The sequence below is a fragment of the Lentilactobacillus parafarraginis DSM 18390 = JCM 14109 genome (assembly GCF_001435895.1).
GTDB lineage: Bacteria > Bacillota > Bacilli > Lactobacillales > Lactobacillaceae > Lentilactobacillus > Lentilactobacillus parafarraginis.
On record NZ_AZFZ01000051.1, the window covers coordinates 1 to 22293 of the forward strand.

The 22293-nt window shown below is 45.9% G+C and carries 20 protein-coding genes; 17 read left to right on the top strand and 3 right to left on the bottom strand.

Annotated features, from left to right (window positions below; all coding sequences use genetic code 11):
- On the bottom strand, positions 1-699 hold a 699-nt coding region (hflX, locus tag FD47_RS10855), incomplete at its 3' end, for a GTPase HflX (protein WP_156404149.1).
- 309 nt (positions 700-1008) lie between these two features.
- On the opposite strand from hflX, the gene FD47_RS10860 reads away from it, so the two are divergent.
- From FD47_RS10860 to FD47_RS10895, 8 genes are all read left to right on the top strand, one after another.
- Positions 1009-2625, top strand: a complete 1617-nt coding sequence (locus FD47_RS10860; RefSeq protein ID WP_056980665.1) for a peptide ABC transporter substrate-binding protein — start codon at positions 1009-1011, stop codon at positions 2623-2625.
- 299 nt (positions 2626-2924) lie between these two features.
- The gene (locus FD47_RS10865; protein WP_082402651.1) at positions 2925-4550 is read left to right on the top strand and encodes a peptide ABC transporter substrate-binding protein; all 1626 of its coding nucleotides are present in this window, start codon (positions 2925-2927) and stop codon (positions 4548-4550) included.
- A gap of 289 nt (positions 4551-4839) precedes the next feature.
- On the top strand, positions 4840-6453 hold the full coding sequence (locus FD47_RS10870; protein ID WP_056980666.1) for a peptide ABC transporter substrate-binding protein: 1614 nt from the start codon (positions 4840-4842) through the stop codon (positions 6451-6453).
- Between the two features lie 435 nt (positions 6454-6888).
- A complete protein-coding gene (locus FD47_RS10875) occupies positions 6889-8514 on the top strand; it encodes a peptide ABC transporter substrate-binding protein (RefSeq protein WP_054735731.1) in 1626 nt (541 codons plus the stop codon).
- Between the two features lie 114 nt (positions 8515-8628).
- Positions 8629-9549, top strand: a complete 921-nt coding sequence (gene opp3b / locus FD47_RS10880; protein WP_008210432.1) for an oligopeptide ABC transporter permease — start codon at positions 8629-8631, stop codon at positions 9547-9549.
- A 14-nt stretch (positions 9550-9563) separates the two neighbouring features.
- Entirely contained in the window at positions 9564-10598 is a 1035-nt protein-coding gene (locus FD47_RS10885) for an ABC transporter permease (protein WP_008210433.1), read from the top strand.
- A gap of 10 nt (positions 10599-10608) precedes the next feature.
- Positions 10609-11703 (top strand): ABC transporter ATP-binding protein, encoded by a 1095-nt coding sequence (locus FD47_RS10890; RefSeq protein ID WP_054735735.1) that lies wholly within the window; start codon positions 10609-10611, stop codon positions 11701-11703.
- The gene (locus tag FD47_RS10895) at positions 11700-12662 is read left to right on the top strand and encodes an ABC transporter ATP-binding protein (RefSeq protein ID WP_008210438.1); all 963 of its coding nucleotides are present in this window, start codon (positions 11700-11702) and stop codon (positions 12660-12662) included. The genes FD47_RS10890 and FD47_RS10895 overlap by 4 nt, the downstream gene beginning before the upstream one ends.
- 101 nt (positions 12663-12763) lie before the next feature.
- On the opposite strand, the gene FD47_RS10900 is transcribed toward FD47_RS10895, so the two are convergent.
- The gene (locus FD47_RS10900; protein ID WP_056980667.1) at positions 12764-13417 is read right to left on the bottom strand and encodes a histidine phosphatase family protein; all 654 of its coding nucleotides are present in this window, start codon (positions 13415-13417) and stop codon (positions 12764-12766) included.
- A 204-nt stretch (positions 13418-13621) separates the two neighbouring features.
- Here FD47_RS10900 and helD point away from each other — a divergent pair, with 204 nt between their 5' ends.
- Positions 13622-15916: an RNA polymerase recycling motor HelD gene (gene helD, locus FD47_RS10905; protein WP_056980668.1), complete on the top strand. Its 2295-nt coding sequence runs from the start codon at positions 13622-13624 to the stop codon at positions 15914-15916.
- A 93-nt stretch (positions 15917-16009) separates the two neighbouring features.
- On the opposite strand, the gene FD47_RS10910 is transcribed toward helD, so the two are convergent.
- Complete coding sequence (locus tag FD47_RS10910) at positions 16010-16588, bottom strand: helix-turn-helix transcriptional regulator (protein WP_225352920.1); 579 nt, start codon at positions 16586-16588, stop codon at positions 16010-16012.
- 178 nt (positions 16589-16766) lie between these two features.
- On the opposite strand from FD47_RS10910, the gene FD47_RS10915 reads away from it, so the two are divergent.
- The 8 genes from FD47_RS10915 to FD47_RS10950 all read left to right on the top strand — a co-directional run bounded on the left by FD47_RS10915 (position 16767) and on the right by FD47_RS10950 (position 22278).
- Complete coding sequence (locus tag FD47_RS10915) at positions 16767-17123, top strand: DUF6483 family protein (protein ID WP_056980669.1); 357 nt, start codon at positions 16767-16769, stop codon at positions 17121-17123.
- Positions 17124-17516: 393 nt separating this feature from the next.
- The gene (locus tag FD47_RS10920) at positions 17517-17870 is read left to right on the top strand and encodes a helix-turn-helix domain-containing protein (RefSeq protein ID WP_054735743.1); all 354 of its coding nucleotides are present in this window, start codon (positions 17517-17519) and stop codon (positions 17868-17870) included.
- Positions 17764-18189 carry a P-loop NTPase family protein gene (locus FD47_RS10925; RefSeq protein WP_156319470.1) on the top strand — a complete coding sequence of 142 codons (426 nt, stop codon included), beginning with the start codon at positions 17764-17766 and terminating at the stop codon, positions 18187-18189. The genes FD47_RS10920 and FD47_RS10925 overlap by 107 nt, the downstream gene beginning before the upstream one ends.
- Positions 18182-18949, top strand: a complete 768-nt coding sequence (locus FD47_RS10930) for an ABC transporter permease (RefSeq protein WP_054735749.1) — start codon at positions 18182-18184, stop codon at positions 18947-18949. The genes FD47_RS10925 and FD47_RS10930 overlap by 8 nt, the downstream gene beginning before the upstream one ends.
- A 350-nt stretch (positions 18950-19299) precedes the next feature.
- Positions 19300-19899, top strand: coding sequence for a helix-turn-helix domain-containing protein (locus tag FD47_RS10935; RefSeq protein ID WP_054735752.1), 600 nt, complete (start codon positions 19300-19302; stop codon positions 19897-19899).
- Between the two features lie 246 nt (positions 19900-20145).
- Entirely contained in the window at positions 20146-21033 is an 888-nt protein-coding gene (locus FD47_RS10940; protein ID WP_054735754.1) for an ABC transporter ATP-binding protein, read from the top strand.
- A complete protein-coding gene (locus FD47_RS10945; RefSeq protein ID WP_056980670.1) occupies positions 21023-21781 on the top strand; it encodes an ABC transporter permease in 759 nt (252 codons plus the stop codon). The genes FD47_RS10940 and FD47_RS10945 overlap by 11 nt, the downstream gene beginning before the upstream one ends.
- A gap of 20 nt (positions 21782-21801) precedes the next feature.
- Positions 21802-22278 (top strand): ABC transporter permease, encoded by a 477-nt coding sequence (locus tag FD47_RS10950; RefSeq protein WP_056980671.1) that lies wholly within the window; start codon positions 21802-21804, stop codon positions 22276-22278.
- The last annotated feature ends 15 nt before the right edge of the window (positions 22279-22293 follow it).

Consider the following 22293-nt stretch of genomic DNA (forward strand, 5'->3'; position numbering starts at 1 on the left):
TAAAAAGCTTGTTTTAAGACAGACCCTAATCATGCCATTCATAATGGTTGATTTGCCGGCGTTGGTATATCCGACCAGGGCAACGGTTGGTGTTTCACTTTTGTCCCGCTGCTGGCGTTTGATTTGGTCAGCTTTGTCGGCTTCCTTTAACTCGTGGTTCACGTGGGTGATCCGTTTTTCGAGGGTTCGGCGATTCATTTCGTATTGAGATTCACCGGCCCCCCGGTTAGTGGCACCACCGGCTCCGCTGCTGGTACCAGTTTGCTGATCCAGTCGTTGGCTGGCACTGGTGTGAAGACGAGGTAATTGATATTTTAATTTTGCTAGTTCAACTTGAAGTTTGGCTTCCCTTGATTGGGCCCGGTTGGCGAAAATTTCAAGGATCAGACCGGTTCGGTCAATGATGCGGGCCTTAGTGGCCTTTTCGATGTTTCGAATTTGACTGGGTGACAGTTCATCGTTTGCCACGATGGTGTCAACGCCGTCGTCAATCACGACTTGCCCGAGTTCTTCGATTTTCCCCTTGCCAAAGTAGGTGGCTGGGTCCGGCCGATCCAATTTCTGAACCAGGGTTTCAACAACTTTCATGTTATTTGCTTCGGCCAAGTTATTCAGCTCGGTCATCGAATAGTTAAAGCTGTTGGGATGCTGGTTCAATCCAATCGTGACTACGCGAGTCAGCGTTTGTGTAAGATCCATAGTGTTCCTCCTCTAAAGTTCGTGTTCAATTATAGCACACAAGTGTCAAAAAATAGTAGACAAAACCTTATTGACATATCAATGTAATTGTAACCGATTTAGCAGCTCTTAGTCAGTTACTAATGAAATGTGATTCGTCTCATGAATAATTTATTCTAATTCACGTCTCACTGAATAGTTTAGTGATAGCTTCCTATTATAAAAGGATTTATTGATTATCCTTCAGATATTGATTTTCATCTAATTCTCATCTACAATGGAATTTGTTCACATATTTTAAAGATTCCATACATAAAAGGGGTAATTTATATGAAGATTCGTTCGTTTGCTAAGCTTGGCGGCGCGGTTGCGCTTTCCGCCTTAGTGTTAGCTGGTTGTGGCTCGAAAAGCACGCAGTCGCAGAAAAAGGAGTTGACGTGGGTTCAACAGAGTAACATGACGACGATGGATATTTCAAAGGTCACCGATCAAATCGGGGCGCAAACTTTGAACAACTCCAACGAAGGCCTACTGCGGATGGCCGAACATAATAAGGTGGTTCCCGGGGTCGCTAAAAATTATCAGGTTTCAAAGGATGGCAAAACCTGGACGTTTAACCTGCGGCACTCTAAATGGAGTGACGGGTCACCAGTAACCGCCAAAGACTTTGTGTTCTCGTGGCGGCGGACGGTTGATCCGAAGACCGCTGGCCAGTACGCATACATATTTGCCAACATTAAGAACGCCACAAAGATTAATTCGGGAAAGATGGCGACGTCTAAACTGGGCGTTAAGGCTGATGGCAACTACAAGCTGGTTGTCACGCTTGAAAAACCCCAGACCTACTTTAAGTACTTGGTTGCCGACGTTGAGTTCTTCCCGCAAAAGGCTTCCGCCGTTAAGAAATACGGGTCGAAGTACGGAACAACCAGCCAAGATATGGCCTACAACGGGCCTTTCAAAATGACCGGTTGGACCGGGACAAATGATACTTGGCACTTGGTTCGGAACAAGAACTATTGGAATGCCAAGAAAGTGAAGCTGGATAAGGTGAACTTCCAGGTTATTAAGACCCCTGAAACCTTCCTCAATCAGTACCAGGACAATAAGGTTCAGGTCACGCCATTGGTTGGCCAACAGGTTAAGCAGTATAAGAACAACAAGGATTACGTTTTGAGAAGTAACGCTGCTACTTGGTATTTGGAAATGAACCAGCACAAGTACAAGTTCTTCCGGAACGTGAACATTAGAAAGGCGCTGTCGTTGACCGTTGATCGCAAGCAGTTTACCAATAAGGTGCTCGCTGACGGATCGATTCCGGCCAAGGGATTTGTTGCCGCTGACATGTCAACGCATAACGGTAAGGATTTTGCCGATGATGCTTATGTTAAGAGCGCCGTTGAATCCAACATGGCACTTGCTAAAAAGTACTGGGCCAAGGGAATGAAGGAAACTGGCAAAAAGACGGTCTCGTTTAACCTGATGGCTGATGATACCGATGCTGGTAAGAAAACGGCTGAATACCTTCAAAGTCGCTTCACCAAACTTCCCGGGCTGAAGATTAAGAACCTGAACATTCCATACAAGACCCGGTTGGCGCGGTCCCAAGATGGTCAGTTTGACATGGTTGTGACGGAGTGGATTGCCGACTTCCCTGACCCAATTACGTTCTTGTCGTTGATGCAGTCGAATAATGCCTATAACAACGGCCCATGGCAGAACAAAGAATACGATCAATTGACGACCAATGCTGAGGGTAGGGATGCGAACCGGCCGAACGCTCGTTGGAATGACATGGTCAAAGCCGGAAAGCTGTTGGCCAATCAAGAAGGGGTTATCCCTCTGTATCAACAGGCCCAGCCACAACTGGTTAAATCAAGTGTCAAGGGCATTCAGGCCTTTCCAACCGCTCCGCTTTGGGATTGGTCGAAGACAACGGTTAAGTAATTTCGATAACGCTTAAAAGCAGTTTTGATTAAGATCATGATTGGTTAATCAAATAATCCAGGATTAGCACTCGTTCGGTGACTGATTGTCAGCTCCGAGCGGGGGTTAGTCCTGGATTTTTTTACGCCAGGTCGAGTTTCGGCCCCGTTGATTGCGCCTATTGCCACGTCTATGACAACTTTGCTCATTGAATGCCCGCAGACGATAAAAAAATTATCAATTGATAAACGACCGGTTAGTGGTTAAGCTTTTATCAATGGTGTTAATTATTCTGGCCGCTTGGCCAAACATAGGAGTGAGTGATATTGATAAATGATCGCCGACTGCGGCTCTTACCGGTTATCGTGCTGGTCGGGTTAGCAGTCACGGGGTGTGGGGCAAAGACGGCTACCAAGCCGCATCAAAACACGGTCCATTGGATGCAGGCAAACCCAATTTCATCAATGGATATTTCGAAGATGACCGATTTGGTGTCGGACACGACGCTAAACGCCACTAATGAAGGGCTGCTGCGGGTTGTGAAGGGAAATAAACTGATTCCCGGGGTTGCCAAGCGCTACCATGTTTCAAAAGACGGTCTGACCTGGACGTTTCAGCTGCGGCATTCGAAGTGGAGTGACGGCACACCGGTGACCGCCAAAGACTTTGTCTATTCTTGGCGGCGCACGGTTGCCCCGAAAACGGCGGGGCAGTTTGCGTATACCTTTGATCACATTAAAAATGCCACGGCCATTAACCAGGGGAAAGACTCACCGAAGCGGCTGGGTGTGCAGGCAATCGGAAATTATCGGCTGGTTGTTCACTTGGTCAAGCCCCAGAGCTACTTCAAGTATTTAGTCTCGCAAGCATATTTCTTCCCGCAAAGTGCGGCGGCAGTCAAAAAGTTTGGCGCTCGCTACGGTACTTCCAGCCAGCGGATGATTTATAACGGGCCGTTTAAGCTGACTGGTTGGAATGGGACCAACGACACTTGGAATCTCGTTAAGAATCCAGAATATTGGAATCCCGCCAGTGTCAAGCCGACCAAAATCGCGTTTCAAGTTGAAAAGGATCCGGCAACGGCTCTGAATCAATATCAGAGCCATAAGCTGGATTCGGTCACGTTAAGCGGCCAGCAAGTCGCTCAGTATCGCCACGATAAGAATCTTCACTTACGAAAGAACGCCCAGATGTGGTTTTTGGAAATGAATCAGAAGAAGGAAGCGTTTTTCCGAAACGCAAATATTCGCAAGGCAATTTCACTGAGCATTAACCGCAAGCAGCTGACCAATCACGTGCTGCAGGATGGGTCGACGCCGTCCAAAGGGTTCGTTGCGCTGGGCCTTGGCGCCCGCCACGGGGTTGACTTTGCCAACGCCGCCGAAGTTACCAGCGCGGTGACCGATAATCACAAGCAAGCATTGACATATTGGCGGAAGGGGCTTCGGCAAACGGGACACAAATCCGTTAGTTATTCTCTGCTCGTTGACGACACCGATACTGCTAAGCGAACCGGCGAGTTTATCCAAAGTGAACTGAGTGCATTGCCAGGCTTTCACGTGACAACCAGCAGCATGCCGTTCAAGAGCCGTTTGACGCGTTCGGCAAACGGTCAGTTCGACATGGTTCTCAGTAGCTGGACCGGCGACTATCCTGATCCGATGACGTCACTTTCCAATATGACGTCGCATAGTTCGTATAATCACGGTAAGTGGCATAACGCCCGCTATGACCAGTTAATTGCCAAAGCCGAGGGCCAAGACGCGACGAATCCGGCAAAGCGGTGGGCGGATATGGTTGCTGCTGAAAAGACGCTGGCCAACGACCAAGGCGTGGTGGTTCTCTATCAAGCCGCCATTGCCCAATTGGTCCGATCAAATATTAAGGGCATCCAGTTCTTCCCGGAATCGCCCCAGTGGGATTGGCGAAACGTGACGGTTAAATAATTAGTTGACGAGAAGTCGGAATGCCAAAATTGGCATTGCGGTCTCTTTTACAGTGCCTATAAAGTTAACCTTTCTTCTTCTAAAATGAAAACCAGATGAAATAAGCCGCCATAATTTTCAGGAAAACAAGCACAAAAATGGAGATAAAGTCGTGATTTTTAGGCAAAAGCCCGCCAATTAAAAAATAGTGAGTAAAAAGTTAACAAAGCGATTGCATTTCATTAAAATCTAATCTATGATGACCTTGTATCATGGTTCACGAATTTTATTGAAGGGAAGTTACATAGTTATGAAAGTTAAGTCATTAGTCAAATTGGGAGGCGTTGGGTTGCTTTCAGCTTTGGTATTGGCTGGATGTGGCAGCAAATCTTCCCAACAGAAGACCGAAAAGGTTAATTGGATGATGACGGCGTCAATTTCGACAATGGACGCATCCAAAGTGACCGATTTATATTCGTCACAGTTTTTGAATGCGACTAACGAAGGATTGCTTCGCATGGGCAAGGGGAAGACGACACCCGGAGTTGCCAAGAACTACACGATTTCTAAAGATGGCAAGACCTGGACATTTAATCTTCGCAAGTCCAAGTGGAATGACGGCAAACCTGTAACCGCCAAGGATTTTGTCTTTGCCTGGCGGCGAACCGTTACCCCAAAGACGGCCTCGGAATACGCTTATAATTTTGCCAACGTTCAAAATGCTACCAAGATTAACGCCGGCAAGATGTCACCATCGAAGCTGGGGGTTAAGGCCGATGGCAACTACAAGCTGGTTGTCAAGTTGGTCAAGCCGCAAAGCTACTTTAAGTTCCTGGTTGCCCAATCATACTACCTGCCACAAGAACCATCCGTGGTTAACAAGTATGGTAACGCCTACGGAACCAATGCCAAGAAGAATGCTTACAACGGGCCATTCGTATTGAAGGGCTGGACTGGAACAAACGATACCGCCCAGCTGGTTAAGAACCCGAAGTACTGGAACGCCAAGAGCATTAAACTTGATAAGTTGAATGTCCAAGCCATCAAGGATCCATCAACTGCTTTGAACAGTTATCAAGGCGGCAAGTTGGACTTCACAACCTTAAGCGGGACTCAAGCTAAGCAGTATAAGAATAATAAGGATTACCATGATTATCTTGAAGCTTCTAGCTCCTACATGGAAATGAACGAGAAGAAGGATCCAATCTTCAAGAATAAAAATATTCGAAAAGCACTGTCATTGGCAATTAATAAAAATCAATTAGCTACGAAAGTTCTTGGTGATGGCTCGGTTGCCCCTAAAGGTTACGTGCCAGCTAAAATGAACTCACGCAACGGCAAGGACTTTGCCGATCAAGCTTACGTTAAGTCCGGTGTTGATTACAATTTGACTGAAGCGAAGAAATTGTGGGCTAAAGGTTTGAAAGAAACCGGTAAGAAGTCCGTCAACGTGGCATTGCTTTGTGATGATATCGATCAAATCGTTAAGAACGCCCAATTCGTTCAGAGTCAGTTGAACAAATTGCCTGGCATGAAAGTAACGATTCAAAACGTGCCGTTTAAGAACCGTTTGAGCCGTTCACAAAATGGTCAGTTTGACCTGGTTCTCTCCGCCTGGATTGCCGACTACCCAGATCCAACCAACTTCTTGGATCTCTTCAAGTCTGACAACTCGTACAACAACGGGAAGTGGAAGAACGCTCAGTACGATGCGTTGATGAAGAAGGCTGAAGGTGTCGATGCCAACAACGAATCCGCTCGTTGGACCGACATGGTTCAAGCCGAAAAAGTGTTGATGAATGACCAAGGAATTGTGCCACTGTTCCAGCAGGGTGAATCAACCTTGATGAAGTCGAAGGTTCAGGGCGTTCAATTCTTCCCAACTTCACCACAATGGGATTGGAGCAAGGTTTCTGTTAAATAAAATTGAATAGAATCATCTTGAGCTCGGGCCAAATTGGCGCGGGCTTTTTTGATGGGAAATTTGGTGGGATTCAACCACGATGGCCGACCGACGAAGGCCTTTCTTATAAAGTTAAGAAGCCCTTTGGATTCTTATTAAAGTCTGTGAATGACAACCTTTAAGATGAGATCCAGGACCGGAATAATTAGTGGACCGGGCCAATTTTTCATCTAAATTCAAATTTTATAACTTTATTTCAAAATAAAAGTTTGCATATTGGAATAGATAAAGCCGGTGATATCGGGCCTTATCGGCAATTAAATATTCACAATGTGGATTGTGGCAAGCAAATGGTGACGGTTTAGTTAACCAAAGGATTGCTTTTAATAAAGTTTTAATTTAAAATATATGCATTGCTGAGTTACTAAAAATAAATTTTGAAGGGAAGTATTCACGATGAAATTGAGTTCATTCGCGAAACTTGGCGGGGTCGCCCTCCTATCAGCGTTAGTCTTAGCTGGTTGTGGGAGCAAATCATCACAGTCGGGATCCAGTAAACAGGAGTTAACCTGGCAGGAGTCGTCAAATCTACCAACTATGGATTTGTCCAAAGCGACTGATATCGTCTCAGCTGAAACTTTGAACGCCACTAATGAAGGGCTGCTCAAAATGTCAACGAAGGCCAAAGTGGTTCCTGGGGTTGCCAAGAACTATACCGTTTCCAAGGACGGAAAGACCTGGACGTTTAACTTGCGTCATAGTAAGTGGAGCGACGGGACACCGGTTACGGCAAAGGATTTCGTTTATTCATGGCAACGAACGTTAGCTCCGAAGACGGCGTCACAATATGCGTACATATTTGACCATATTAAGAACGCAACCAAGTACAATACTGGCAAAGCATCTGCTTCCAGCCTTGGCGTGAAGGCCGATGGCAACTACAAGTTGGTTGTAACCTTGAGTAAGCCTCAAAGCTACTTCAAATACTTGGTTGCCAACGCGCAATTCTTCCCACAGAAACAATCTGCGGTTAAGAAATTTGGTTCAAAGTATGGGACTCAATCAAAATACATGGTCTATAACGGACCGTTCAAGTTAACTGGCTGGAGCGGGACTAATGATTCTTGGACAATGGTTAAGAATTCAAATTACTGGAACAAGAAGAACATCAAGCTTGATAAGATGAAGATCCAAGTATCGAAGGATCCTTCAACCACTTTGAATCAGTACAATACTGATAAGCTTGATGTTGCGACTTTGACCGGCTCACAACAGGTTTCTCACTACAAGAATAACAAGGATTACAAGAGCTTCTTGAATGCTTCAACCTTCTATCTGGAAATGAACCAGAAGAAGGATCCGGTTCTGCGAAATATCAATATCCGGAAAGCCATTTCGTTAGCAATTAACCGGAAGCAGTTGACCAACAAAGTCTTGGCTGATGGTTCGGTTCCTGCCCGCGGCTTAGTTGCTGCTAAGATGGCGTACCGAAACGGTAAGGATTACGCTGATCAAGCTGAAGTGAAGGCCGCTGACTCTCAAAACTTGGCACAGGCTAAGAAGCTTTGGGCTAAGGGATTAAAGGAAACTGGTAAGAAGACGGTTGCGTTGAACCTCTTGTCCGACGATACGCCCGCTGGTAAGAACACCACTGAATTTATTCAGAGTCAGTTAACCAAGCTGCCAGGCCTGAAGATCACCAACCAGAACTTACCATTTAAGACCCGTCTGCAGCGGTCACAAGATGGCAACTTTGACCTCGTTATCTCCGCTTGGATCGCTGACTTCCCAGATCCGATTTCATTCTTGTCACTCTTCACGTCCGATAACTCCTACAACAACGGAAAGTGGAAGAGTACCGAATATGATAATCTGATTAAGAATGCTGAAGGCAGGGATGCGTTAAATGCCGGCAAGCGTTGGGATGACATGGTTCAAGCACAAAAAGTGTTAATGAACGATCAAGGAATTGTGCCACTTTATCAACAAAGCACACCGAAGTTGATTAAGTCCAACGTGAAGGGCATTCAGTTCTTCCCGACGTCCCCAGAATGGGATTGGAGTAAGGTTTCAATCAAATAATCTCGATTAATACAAGGGGCTGAGCAAAGTAAACTTTTGTCTTGGCCTCTTTCTTGTTAAGCATCGTTGATAAGATTTTACAATTCGGAAAATTAGAAATGTGAGGAACATTCTATGGCAAAGTATTTAGCAAAAAGAATATTTTATATTATTCTGACTTTGTTTATTGTCACCACGGTCACATTCTTTCTGATGAAGTTTATGCCCGGGACGCCTTTGACCAACCAGGCCAAGCTGTCTCCCAGTCAAATTCATCAGATCTACAAGCAATATGGCCTTGATAAGCCGCTATGGCAGCAGTATTTATCCTACCTTGCCGGGGTGGTTCACGGAAACTTTGGGACATCCTTCCAGTTTAGTGACCAGCCGGTTTCGTACCTGATCGGCAGCCGGCTTGGCCCGTCGTTGACAATTGGTGGTGAAGCGATGGTTGTCGGCGTCATTATCGGTATTATCGTTGGCTCAATTGGGGCCGTTAAGCAGGATACCTGGGTTGATACGGCTACCACCATCATCTCGATTCTTGGGGTTTCAATCCCATCCTTCGTTTTGGCGGTTTTGCTGCAGTACTACCTTGGGTTGAAACTGCGCCTATTCCCAATCGCTGACTGGGGCGGCTTTATGTACACCGTGCTACCGACGTTGGCCCTGGCCGCGTCGCCGTTTGCCGAAACCGCGCGATTCATGCGGACGGAAATGGTCGACGTGCTCAGCTCGGATTATATTGAGCTGGCCAAGGCGAAGGGGCTAAACAAAGTCGGCATTATCTACCATCACGCCCTGCGAAACAGTCTGATTCCAATCGTTACCATCGTTGGCCCGCTGGCCGTTAACATCATGACCGGGTCGATGGTTGTTGAAAACATCTTCTCGATTCCTGGAATTGGTGAACAATTCGTTAAGTCAATTTTGACCAACGATTATCCAACTATCATGGGATTGGCGATCGTTTACTGTGCGATGTTGTGTGTTGTGCTGTTAATCACCGATATTCTGTACGGCTTGATTGACCCACGAATCAGAATTAATAAGTAGGAGGGACACTGAAAATGGCTGATAATTCAAAATCATTCTCAACGGGTGATTTTCTGCCGTTATCGGATGCGGATCGTTCCCATCTGGACAGCGAAAAAATCACCGCGCCTTCACAGACCTTCTTACAGGATTCTTGGCGGCGGTTGAGACACAATAAAGCAGCAATGATCTGTTTAGTAATTTTAATCATCTTATTCATCCTGTCGTTTGGATCGCATTTCTTCCAGACGCATAATCCAAACGCCACTAATCCGGACTTGGCTAATTTACCGCCAAAAATTCCCGGACTCGATATCAACGGCTTTAACGGCACGCTGATGCAGTCCGGCGAACGGATTAACGCCTATGCGCAAGCTCATGCTCACGCCGGGACGTATTATATTTTAGGGACCGACTACCTTGGCCGGGATCTCTTCTCCAGAATTTTATTTGGGACTCGGATCTCCTTAACGATTGCGCTGGTTGCCAGTTTCTTTGATTTGGCATTCGGTGTGGTTTACGGAATTATCTCCGGCTGGCTTGGCGGCTGGGTTGATACGTTGATGCAGCGAATCATTGAAATCATCTTGTCGATTCCAAACTTGGTTGTCATGGTGCTGCTGATCGTTGTTTTGAAACCCGGCATGTCCGCAATCATTATTGCGATTGCGATTACCAGTTGGATTAACATGGCCCGACTGGTGCGGGCACAAACGCTGGAGTTGAAAAATCAGGAATTTATCCTGGCGGCGCGAACGCTGGGTGAAAGTTCGTTCAAGATTGCCTTTAAGCATCTGTTGCCGAACTTGAGTAGTGTTATCATTATTAACTTGATGTTCACGATTCCAACGGCGATCTTCTTTGAAGCCTTCCTTTCCTACATCGGGATTGGGGTCAGTGCCCCACAGGCTTCACTAGGGACGTTGATTAGTGACGGTCAGAAGAACTTCCAGTTCTTGCCATATCAGATGTGGTACCCGGCCATCGTGCTGTCGATTATCATGATTGCATTTAATATCTTAGGGGATGGGCTGCGAGATGCCTTTGATCCTAAGAGTAATAGGAAGTAGGTGTTTTGAGATGGAAAACAGTAAAAATATTCTTGAGGTCAGAAATCTCAAAATAAACTTCAATACGTATGCTGGTAAGGTTCAAGCGATCCGTGACGTTAGTTTTGACCTGCAAAAGGGTGAAACGCTGGCGATCGTTGGCGAGTCCGGGTCCGGAAAGTCCGTTACCACCCGAAGCATTATGGGACTTAACGCTCCCAATGCGGACATTGCGGGCGGCACGATTATGTTCAAAGACCAGGACCTGTTGAAAAAGACTCGCAAACAGATGGACGAGATCCGGGGCCGCGATATCGCCGAAATCTTTCAGGATCCAATGACTTCACTGGACCCAACGATGAAGATTGGCAAGCAGATTGCCGAACCGCTGGTCATCCATAAGGGGATGAAGCGGGAAAAGGCCATGGCCCAAGCTCTGGAAATGATGAAGCTTGTCGGAATCGAGAACGCTGAAAAGCGGATTAACGACTATCCGCACCAATTTTCCGGTGGGATGCGACAACGAATCGTGATCGCGATCGCTTTGGTCAACTATCCTGAAATTCTAATTGCCGATGAACCAACGACGGCTCTTGATGTAACGATTCAAGCCCAGATTCTGGATTTAATGAAGGAACTTCAGACTAAGACCAACACCTCCATTATCTTTATTACCCATGATTTAGGGGTTGTGGCCGGCATGGCCGATCGGGTTGCCGTTATGTACGCCGGCAAAATTGTCGAGTATGGGACAGTTGATGAAATCTTCTATAACCCAAAGCACCCTTATACTTGGGGGCTGTTGAACTCGATGCCGACAATGGATACCAGTGGCACCGAACTGCCGTCGATTCCCGGGACCCCGCCGGATTTGCTGAACCCACCCAAGGGGGATGCCTTTGCGGCGCGTAATAAGTATGCCCTAAAGATTGATACGGAGCAGGAACCGCCGTTCTTTAAGGTATCCGACACCCACTACGCCGCAACGTGGTTATTGGATCCCCACGCGCCAAAGGTGACGCCGCCGGATCAGATTATTGAACGGCAAAAGCACTTTGCCAAGTTAACCCATGAAACCATTCATAGTAACCGGGGCAAACACATTGAAGAGGAGGAACAACTGTGATCGACTACTCGAAAGCAAAAAAAGTGTTGGAAGTTGAACACCTCAAACAGTATTTCAATGTTGGTAAGGCCGATGAGGTCCGCGCGGTTGATGATATTACATTCGATGTTTACCAGGGTGAAACGTTTGGCCTGGTTGGGGAATCCGGTTCCGGAAAAACGACCACCGGACGGGCCATTATTCATCTGTATGAACCGACATCCGGAAAGATTATTTTTAAGGGTGAAGACGTTTCGAAGTTGCGCAGCAAAGCCCAAAAGCAACGTTTCCGTCGTGATATGCAGATGATCTTCCAAGATCCATATGCTTCCTTAAATCCCCGAATGAAGGTCAAGGATATCGTTGCTGAAGGCATCGACATTAACCATTTGGCGAAAAACGATGCTGACCGGACAAAGCAGGTTGAGGATTTGCTGGAAACCGTTGGTCTGAACAAGGACCATTCCAGCCGTTATCCCCATGAATTTTCCGGTGGGCAGCGGCAACGAATCGGCATTGCGCGGGCATTAGCGGTTCAGCCAGAGTTTATCATTGCTGATGAACCAATTTCCGCACTGGACGTTTCGATTCAGGCTCAAGTAGTGAACCTGTTGAAGCGGCTGCAGCGGGAGCGGGATTTAACCTACCTGTTCATTGCCCATGATTTGTCGATGGTCAAGTACATTAGTGACCGAATCGGCGTCATGCATTACGGCCGAATGCTGGAAATTGCGTCATCTGATGAAATTTACGCCCACCCACTGCACGACTACACGGCAAGTCTCTTGTCGGCTGTGCCGGTGCCTGATCCAGAATATGAGCGGGCTCGTCAACAGATTCCCTACGATCCAAGCCGGGAATTTGACGGCAAGCCGAGGCAATTGGTCGAAATTGTCCCGCATCATTGGGTTCGCGCGAGTGAAGACGAGATTCCGATGTACAAGAAGCGGGCGCAAGAGCACTCAAGATTAGTTAAATAATGGTTATTAAAAAACTGGCGGATAATGCCAGCTTTTTGTTTTAACTGCAATCAGGCCAGCAATTGTGTTTGCTGGCCTGATTATGATTAAAATATATTTTATTAAACATCCTTACTAACGTTATTAAAATAATCAACCGAATAGTTCTTCCCGTCAAAGTCGACTTTGGTGACACTGCCGTTTTTCGTCGAGACGTTTACTGGGATATCACTGAAGTGGCTCACAACATTTCGAATCAGCGTGCCATGGGTGGCTACCAGGATTTTGTCGCCATCGTTAGCTTTGCTGGTAACTTCGGTAATCGCTGGCAATAAGCGTTCCCAGAAGCGCTGGCCTCTTTCGGCATCACCATAGGGATCGGCAGCCGCAATGATATCTTCGGCTTTATCGATGCCGTATTCGGCAATCATTTCATGAAATGAGTTAACCCCGCGCGGGCCGCCAATGATGTGCCAAGTCTTAACATCGTCTTCTCCTTCCCAGTAGCCGAAGTTCAGTTCCCGAAACCCGGAAAGGGGGGTGGGCTGACTCACTTCTGATGGATTTTGGGAAAGAATCAGCCGCCCGGTTTCAATGGCTCGGGGCAGGTCGCTGCTGTAAGCGGCATCGAATTTAATTGGACTTAATCGTTCGCCGGCGTCCAGCGCGTCGTTAACCCCTTTTTCGGTGAGGGATGAATCAATGACGCCCTGAATACGGTGATACTTGTTCAAATAGGTTTGGCCGTGGCGTACGAAATACAGTGAAATTGTCATACAAACCTCCTGTGTAAGCGTTATTTAAGTTATGTTAATTGTAGCATATTCATTCGTGACTTTGAAAATTAGTCGTAGTGATTATCAGTTTATTTTCAAAGCGGCCGATCGAGTGAACCTTATTTGTTCTATTCGCATGCCAAAGCTGGACTCGCCGCCCGTTTTATGATAAACTGTTTAGTCAATAATCCTAGGGGGTATACAATGGCAGATAATATTAAAGCCCAAGAACAACGCCATCTTGATAGTGTGATTTCGAAGATCAAGGTTTCTGAAACCGATCTTCAGAAGAAAATTAAATCCACTAAAAAGGACGTTAAGGACATCTATGCAAATTTTAATAACGATGTTCATTTAAAGACGTCTACGTACTCCGGCATGATGGAAACTGCCATGTCGATCCGCCAGCAGCAACAGATGCTGTCTGAACGGGAAAACCGGCAGGAGTATGCCGCCCGCGAGTTGGGAACGCTCAACAAGCTGGAGAAGAATCCCTACTTTGCGCGGATTGATTTTCGTGAGGGGACGGAAGATCATGACGAAACGATCTACATCGGCATGGCTTCGTATACCGACAAGCCCGACCATTATCTGATCTATGATTGGCGGGCACCAATTTCCAGTATTTACTATAACGGCGGCATCGGTGAAGTCACTTACCAGACGCCGGATGGTGAGCAGAGCGTTGACGTTAAATTAAAGCGCCAATTTCAAATTGCCGACTCGAAAATTAAAACGGTGTTTGATACCGAAGAAGTTGTCGGAGATCAGATGCTGCTGGATGCACTGGGTGGTCATTCCGACACCAAGATGAAGAGCATCGTGACAACCATTCAGAAGGAACAAAACCAGGTTATTCGGGACACAAAGTCCGAACTACTCTTTGTTCAGGGAGCTGCCGGTTCCGGTAAAACGGCCGCGGTGCTCCAACGGGTTGCCTACTTGCTGTACCAGTACCGGGGAAACTTGAATTCTGGGCAAATTATTTTGTTCTCGCCGAACCAACTATTCAATGATTACATCAATCAGGTATTGCCTGAATTGGGTGAGCAAAATATGGTCCAGATGACGTTTTATCAGTACAGTTCGCACCGACTGCCAAGCATCAAGGTTGAAACGCTCTCACAGCGGTTTGACGATCAGTTTGAACCGCAGACCCAGAAGCTCAACGACTTCAAGGGCGGCCTGGATTACTTCAAGGCGGTGAGCGCCTACGCGAACCATTTAAATACCGAGGACATGCGGTTCCGTAACCTGATGTTTAATGGCAGCGTCATGATTCCCAAGGAAAAGATTGAAGAAATCTACTATAGTTTTAATGAGAATTACAACCTGAGAAACCGGTTATCGGCAACCAAGGAACAGCTCATCAAGATCTTGAATCGAAAAATCCACGTGGAAATGCGGAAAAAGTGGGTTGAAGAAGCCGTCCAAAACCTGTCCCGTGAAGAAATTATGCAGATGCATAAGGACGGCGAGGAAGAAATTCTCAATACCGACAAGGAATTTAAGTTCCTTGCCCGCCAAATCGTGGTCAAGGCCTTCCGCCGGGTTCAACGGCAGATTGTTCGGGCGCATTTTCTGAGTATCAATAATCAGTTCGTCCACATGCTGCGTAACGTGCCGAATATTTTGGATCTGAGTAAACACGGCATTGATGCCGCCACTTGGAAGCGCGATATTGAAGCCACGGTTGGCCGCCTTAAAGAAGGTCGTTTGTCATTGGCTGACGCCACCGCCTACATTTACCTGTACGATCAAATGACCGGTAAACGTGGGGATCGTGACATTCGTTATCTCTTTATTGACGAGGTTCAGGATTACTCGGCCTTTCAGTTGGCATTCCTGAAGTACAGTTTTCCACGGGCGAAATTCACGTTGTTGGGTGACTTGAACCAAGCCATCTTTACCCATGAAAATAGCCGCAAGTTGTTGGGCGAACTGTCCAGCATGTTCCCAGCCGATAAGACGCGGGTGATTCAGCTGACCAAGACGTACCGGTCAACCGCACAGATTACCAACTTTACGAAGCACTTGCTGACAAACGGCGAGGAAATTGAGCCGTTTGATCGGCAGGGTGAGTTGCCGGCCATTCATGTTGAACCAGGTGTCGACGCCGCGGTTGAGCAGGTGAAGAAGCAGGCGGAAGCCAATTTAGCTGAGCACGAAACGACGGCGATTATTGGCAAAACGCTGAAAGAATGCAAAACCCTCTCTGAAAAGTTGGGTGAAATTGGCGTGAAGTCAACGCTGATTCGTACTGAAAATCAACGGCTGGTTAAAGGAATCATCGTGGTCCCATCGTATCTGGCCAAAGGGCTGGAATTCGACAGCGTCATTATGTGGGATGCCAGCAAGGCGTGCTATCCGGATGACCGGGACCGCCAGTTGGTTTACACCATCTGCACGCGGGCAATGCATCGCTTGACGATTATTGCTACCCAGGAACTGTCACCGATTTTTAAGGCCGTTCCGGCTAGTGAGTATCAGATGGCGTAAGTTAAACAAACTTAGTTATGTAACTATCATGATGCGACATTCAAAAGGAGATCAAGGCAACCCAACGGCTGTTTTGACCTTCTTTTTTGGTGGTTAAAACATTGACCAGTGTAACCAGTAGACGGCGATTACCGAGGTTAGTGCGAGGCCAATGATGATTCCGAGAATGGCGCCCCCGATTAATAACAGGTTTTTTCGCAAGCGCGTCATGTGATGGGTGGGCGGAACCGAACCGGTTCTTAAGTAACCTAAGATTTCGCGATAGGTGTTGGTTTCCAAGTATCGGGTGCGGCTGAATAGGCTGATGAGCACTACGCATCCAAGCGTGGTTGCCACTGATAATAGCATGACGCACAGAAGAAAGGGGAACCACTTCATGGCAATCAATGACCCGTATGCAGTGAGAATACAGATGATGCCTGCAAGAATTTGCCGGCGGGTGTGTTTCAACGAACTGCGGGCTTTGATTGTCAGCATGTCATCGTGGATGAGATCGTCCAATGAAATTTGGTACAGGTCACACAATAGCAGCAGGCTCTGAATGTCTGGATAGGTATGGCCGGTTTCCCAATTTGAGATGGTTTGACGAGAAACGTGGATGCGCTTCGCCAGCGTATTTTGGGTAAAGTGATTCAGTTTGCGATAGTGGATTAATTGGGATGTAACTTGCATGACGGACACCTCTGGTTTGTGGTTTGCAATTTGCGTTTGCATTGGCTTTATGGGATGCCGATTGTCTTTGATATCCGGTCAAATTGGGAATGGATCGCTATTAAATTTCATTCTACCATGATACCTTAGCATTGCAGAAGCGTGACTGAATCGTTAACGGTCGAATGGAGGATGGGTCATGGAGCAGAACGAAGATTTTCTCACCCGCCAGATTCGGGCAATCGGATCAGGGCTGGGGGTCATGATTAGTGGCAAGAATTCAAGTGGGACGGAAATTGTGTTTCCTAAGAAGCAGGGGGAAAAGTTATCCTACCAAGTTGATTTGGAGATGTTGATTGGCCAACATCAATTTGCGGAGGCAGCGGACAAGCTGTCCCGACTAGTGTATGCGGTCCCAGATGCCGAGTACTTTAGCCTATCTGTGTGGTTCTATCAACAATTGAATCAGTTCAGTGAAGCGACGTTGATGGCCGGCGGCTTTTCTAAAGGGCAGATTATGAATCGGCTGGAGAAGTTGCAAGATCAATTGAAGTGAACAACGAATGGGTAAGGGATGACTGAATATACAGCCATCCTTTTTGTTTAGGTGGACCTCCGTCATAGAATGACAAGACAATTTATTGGTATTAGAAATTGACAAGATGGAAGTATGTTTCCATTTTGGCGGGCAAATTTCAAAAATGGAAGTATACTTCCATTTGGATGCTGATTTTTTCAAAGATTCCAAGTGATATAATGGGACCAACACATACGGTTAAACGAGTTTGCAGTTTCCAGAAACCACCCGGTAGTGAATTGTGAATCTGCTTGGAGAAATTAGCTGCAATGGTTTTTTATAAGCTTTGATACGAAGCTTGGCAATTGCAGCAATACTTCGAATCATAGCTTGAACAACTGGAGAGTCGGCATTACATTGAGGGGGATCAATATGGGTGATGATCATTTTGCACAACAGCTAAAGGCGAAGCGGATGCAGGCGTCATTGACCCAGCAGCAACTCGCAGCCAAAATGAATGTCTCCCGAAAGACAATCTCCGGTTGGGAAACTGGTCGGAATCGACCAGATATTGACAGCCTTAAGCGGCTGGCGGCGATTTATCATATTTCGTTAGACGAAACTGATCAATCATCCGGATTTGGTCATTTTAGACGAACCGATGAATGGATTGGACCTCATGGCAACTTTAGATTTGCGCCGAATTATCACTTCAGGCGCGGCCAAGGGGACGACGTTTATCGTTTCCAGTCATATTTTAAGCGAGTTGGAGAAAATATCGGATGATATTATTCTGATTAATGGCGGTCAATTGGTGTTTCAAACCACAATGGCCGAGTTGCGGGGGCTGGGAGAACAGAACTATGAATTGATGACCGATGATAATTCACGAGCGCTAAAGGTTTTGCTGAATGAGGGGTTTAAAGCTTCACTCCAAGGAGAGTGGCTGCGAGTGGATAATTCTGAAGATCAACTGACCGCATTTGTCGAGACGCTACTTGCCAACCACTTCAAATTACTTGACATCACCCATCAGGGAATGGATTTAGAGACGGCAACGCTGCACTACATCCATGATGCGAAAGGAGTTGGCCGCCATGATTGATCTATTGAAGCAGGAACTGTATAAGTTCGTGCATCTCAAGGGGACGCTTTTCGCGCCGTTGATTTTGCTTGGCTTAATGGCATTCATGGGATTCTCGGCACTGATACAACCCGGCAAGGATTACTTCATCGTGATGGCTTTTAATGGCGCGGAATGGTTAGACTTCCTGTTGATAATTGCCGGCGCCAACTTAATCGGCATGGAGTTTGAGTACGGGACAATTAAGCATATGATTGCGCAACACAATAGTCGGCTGTTGATTTACACCGCAAAGATGATCATCCTCGGTGGGTACAGCATTGCGCTTCATCTTTTGACGTTTGGATTGACGATCGTTCTTAAATTTGGGTTCTTCGGAAAATCACACCCGTTTTCGACGATCTATTACAACCACCAGTCAATCATGCAGAATTTGATTACTGGCTTGTTGAGCAATCTCTACTCGACATTTTTGCTGATAACACTTATTTTCTTAATTGCCAGTATTAGCCGAACCAGCTCAATTGCGGCCGTCATTGGCATTCTGTTCATTTTTATGGCGACGCCGATGGCAAACCTCATTAACCACATGGTGGGCGGGGTGCTTCCACTAATCAAATGGAATCCTTTGAACATGTTTAACGTGGCGTTTCAATTTCTGACCCCAACCGTTCAGAAGCAGTCATTGTTGACGGATCCCCAGCTGGTAATTGGAAATCTTATCTGGGCCGGGGTGTTTGTGATCATTGGGGTTTACGCGTTTAAGCGGAAACAAATTTAAAAGATGGCATGCTCGATGTTCTGAGTGTTGATGAAGGGTTGGCGGCCGTTTATGGCTGAAAGCCCTTTTTGTTTTTGGGGTGAGCAAGAAGCAATTGAATTGGCTTTCAGTTTTACAAATTTAAATTTTCACCGATATAAATGATATAATATTTAAGCATTCTACATAATTCAAATGGGTTTCCGGTTTCCGAAAACTTTATTCGGATACAGACTCATAAACCACCAACATAGATTTCAAATGTTAAGCAAAGCCTTCGTGGTTTGAAACGTACCACGCGATAATTAGCCGATGGTTCGAACAATACCTTGAAGCATTATTGGCTCGGCACTACATTGAGGAGGATCGATATGGATGATGATCAATTTTCAAACCAACTGAAAAATAGGCGAAAGCAACATTCACTTACCCAACAACAGCTAGCCGATAAACTAAGTGTTTCGCGGGAAACCGTTTCTGGCTGGGAGACCGGCCGGAATCAACCGGATATTAACACGCTGCGAAAGTTAGCCAAAATCTACGGGATTTCACTGGATCAACTGGTGTCGAGTGCCAATGACAGTGACATGAAGGCAATTATGAGGGCCAGTGGTCACTCACGACTATTTCTCTATACAAATAGTGCGCTCGATGTTATTTTGGCAGTTCTGGTAATTGAACGGTTGACTCAGGATATTCCGAGAAGTGCGTTTGGCTTTTTAGATATCTTAGTGTTAGCTGTTTTGGGGTTGCGACTACTGCGAACCCGGATTGCAATCAAAAAGGCTTTCGTCGTTACTTCAGGTCTCTTTATTCCGGGGTACACGCTATTTGCGGTCGTTGCCATTGCAAGTGCTGTGATGAACGCTTTTAATATGGGGCTTGAAATCCAATATGTGCTGGCGTTCACGGGCTTATTAGCAATTCTAAATCTGGGGTTGCTGCTGTGGCACGCTGTTACTCATAAATAGCCTGATGAAATTGATCATCCACCTATCGATCATATCTTGAGTTTTAGGAGAGATTATGATGTTGGGTGGCTTTTTTGTTGCGCAAATTGACCGTAATTGCCGCGTACCGGCTCCGCGGACATATCATTTCGGACGTGTCTTAGGCAAACTCAGAATGAAAGACGGTTGATGTTTCACTCGAGAAGGTTATCCAACGTGACACATTCATTGGTTAGTTGAGCTAAATTAAGTTCGGAGGAATGCAAAATGTTACAAGTGAATCATGTAAACACATTCATTGGCAGAAAGCGAATTATTAAGGACGCTACGTTTCAAGCGGACACCGGGGCCATTGTTGGGCTCATTGGTCCAAATGGTGCCGGTGAAACGACCATCATGAAGACCATCCTTGGATTAACTAAATTTACCGGCCAGATTTCACTTTCCAATCAGGACGTGGCAGAGAACGATCATACCGCGTTATCAAAAGTCGGCGCCCTTATTGAACATCCCGCCATTTATCCATTTTTGACCGGGTTTCAAAACCTGAAACAGTATTCAATTGATGAGACAGATTTGGATGAAGTCGTTTCAAAATTGGAAATGACTTCATATATCAACACGAAGGCTAAGGGGTACTCAATGGGGATGAAGCAAAAGTTAGGAATTGCGCTTGCCCTGTTAAACCAACCACAGTTTGTCATTTTGGATGAGCCCATGAATGGTTTGGATATTGAAGCAACCATCTTAGTCCGTAAGATTATTAAGCAATACGCGGCGAAGGGAACCACCTTCTTAATTTCCAGCCATGTATTAGGAGAGCTCCAAAAGGTCATGACAAATGTATTGCTGATTAACGAAGGAACGATCATTGTCGACAAGTCGATCGATGATTTTAACCAAGTTCGAAGAAGCCAATATCGTTTGCTCACCGCAAACATGAAGGAAACCGAAGCCCTGTTCAATGATCACCAGCTTCCAGTTAATGTCGTCGATGGGCGTCTATTGATTCCCCGGGAACAGTTAGACACGGCTCAAGATGTATTGAACGATCATCATGTTCGGTTGTTGGAATTAATTCCAAGCGGGATGAGTTTCGAACAGACAATTGTGGATTTGTTAAGAATACAGAGGGGTGATCGTCATGAAGCGTAGTCTACAACGGGAATTTTATAAATTCTATCATCAACGGGTTCCCCTGTATGGCGCGGTAATATTACTCGTTCTGATGTTATATACCACCGTTTCGCAATCAGGTATCAGTGAGAATGTGATTGTCCATGGATTTGGCGCTGGTCAGTGGATCACCATTATTATGGTCGCAATCGCATCAAGCTTTGTGGCCATGGAATATCAGAATCGGACAATTATGACGTTGTTCTATAAAAGCAATAATCAGGCAACCATCTTCTTTGCAAAGTTTCTGGTGATTAGCCTCTATGGCGGACTATTAACAGTTATGAGTCTCGTTGTGACCCTCATTTTCAAGATGATCTTTGTGGGAAATCACTATTCATGGACGACTATCTATCAGCAACATCATCTAATTGTTGGTTTGACACTTAACATGGTAGGCGCTGTTATCTATATGCTGTTTATCATCGCACTGGCATTTCTGCTAATTACGGTCATTCGCGTGAATGCGGCAGTGGTTGGGATCGGCTTGGCGATTGGGTTCTTTGGTGCCGGTCTATCGAGCTTCATGATGGGCGCTTTTCCAGGATTGACCGCAATTATCAAGTGGAATCCTCTCAATATGATTAATATTATTGGTCAGTTGGCAAATGCAAATGATTCTAAGTTCTCATTGCTGACTGATTCTCAGTTAATATGGGCAAACTTAACATATGTGCTCATATTTTTAATTGTTGGGATGGTTGTTTTCAAGCGGCAGCGTGTGTGATGAAAAGGTGAGTGAGAGAAATGGTGAAAAGTTTGTATCGTGAATTTTATAAATTTAGTCATCGAAAATTAACGTGGTTGGCCCCACTTATTATGTTGGCGTTTATGTTTCTAATGGCGGGATATCCTTCAGCAAGATTGTTGGCAATGCTAACCTACGATTCTAGTGATGCCATAATGCTTGTGCTGGTGATTGTGGGATCAACGATGTTCTCGATGGAGTTTCAAAATAATGCGATTTTAACCTTGTTGTATAAATCGGCAAAGAAAATTGATGTTTATTTTGCTAAACTCGTGACCATCCTGATCTATGATTTGATGCTCCACGTTTTGGCAATTCTTGTGACGATTTTGTTAACGGCCACGATTAAACCGGTATCATGGATGGCTGTCTATCAGTATGGCCAGCCACTCTTGATGAATATGGTAGCTGCAACGTGCATCGATATTGTTTCTTCCATGTTGATTATTAGCTTGATTTTCTTAGAAACTGTTTGAGATCTCTAAAAGCGG

What these genes read in the sequence shown, in the direction of transcription:
- FD47_RS10860 (WP_056980665.1), top strand. Translation starts at nt 1,009, where the DNA reads ATGAAGATTCGTTCGTTTGCTAAGCTTGGCGGCGCGGTTGCGCTTTCC.
- FD47_RS10870 (WP_056980666.1), top strand. Translation starts at nt 4,840, where the DNA reads ATGAAAGTTAAGTCATTAGTCAAATTGGGAGGCGTTGGGTTGCTTTCA.
- FD47_RS10875 (WP_054735731.1), top strand. Translation starts at nt 6,889, where the DNA reads ATGAAATTGAGTTCATTCGCGAAACTTGGCGGGGTCGCCCTCCTATCA.
- opp3b (WP_008210432.1), top strand. Translation starts at nt 8,629, where the DNA reads ATGGCAAAGTATTTAGCAAAAAGAATATTTTATATTATTCTGACTTTG.
- FD47_RS10885 (WP_008210433.1), top strand. Translation starts at nt 9,564, where the DNA reads ATGGCTGATAATTCAAAATCATTCTCAACGGGTGATTTTCTGCCGTTA.
- FD47_RS10890 (WP_054735735.1), top strand. Translation starts at nt 10,609, where the DNA reads ATGGAAAACAGTAAAAATATTCTTGAGGTCAGAAATCTCAAAATAAAC.
- FD47_RS10900 (WP_056980667.1), bottom strand. Translation starts at nt 13,417, where the DNA reads ATGACAATTTCACTGTATTTCGTACGCCACGGCCAAACCTATTTGAAC.
- helD (WP_056980668.1), top strand. Translation starts at nt 13,622, where the DNA reads ATGGCAGATAATATTAAAGCCCAAGAACAACGCCATCTTGATAGTGTG.
- FD47_RS10910 (WP_225352920.1), bottom strand. Translation starts at nt 16,588, where the DNA reads ATGCAAGTTACATCCCAATTAATCCACTATCGCAAACTGAATCACTTT.
- FD47_RS10915 (WP_056980669.1), top strand. Translation starts at nt 16,767, where the DNA reads ATGGAGCAGAACGAAGATTTTCTCACCCGCCAGATTCGGGCAATCGGA.
- FD47_RS10920 (WP_054735743.1), top strand. Translation starts at nt 17,517, where the DNA reads ATGGGTGATGATCATTTTGCACAACAGCTAAAGGCGAAGCGGATGCAG.
- FD47_RS10925 (WP_156319470.1), top strand. Translation starts at nt 17,764, where the DNA reads ATGGCAACTTTAGATTTGCGCCGAATTATCACTTCAGGCGCGGCCAAG.
- FD47_RS10930 (WP_054735749.1), top strand. Translation starts at nt 18,182, where the DNA reads ATGATTGATCTATTGAAGCAGGAACTGTATAAGTTCGTGCATCTCAAG.
- FD47_RS10935 (WP_054735752.1), top strand. Translation starts at nt 19,300, where the DNA reads ATGGATGATGATCAATTTTCAAACCAACTGAAAAATAGGCGAAAGCAA.
- FD47_RS10940 (WP_054735754.1), top strand. Translation starts at nt 20,146, where the DNA reads ATGTTACAAGTGAATCATGTAAACACATTCATTGGCAGAAAGCGAATT.
- FD47_RS10945 (WP_056980670.1), top strand. Translation starts at nt 21,023, where the DNA reads ATGAAGCGTAGTCTACAACGGGAATTTTATAAATTCTATCATCAACGG.
- FD47_RS10950 (WP_056980671.1), top strand. Translation starts at nt 21,802, where the DNA reads ATGGTGAAAAGTTTGTATCGTGAATTTTATAAATTTAGTCATCGAAAA.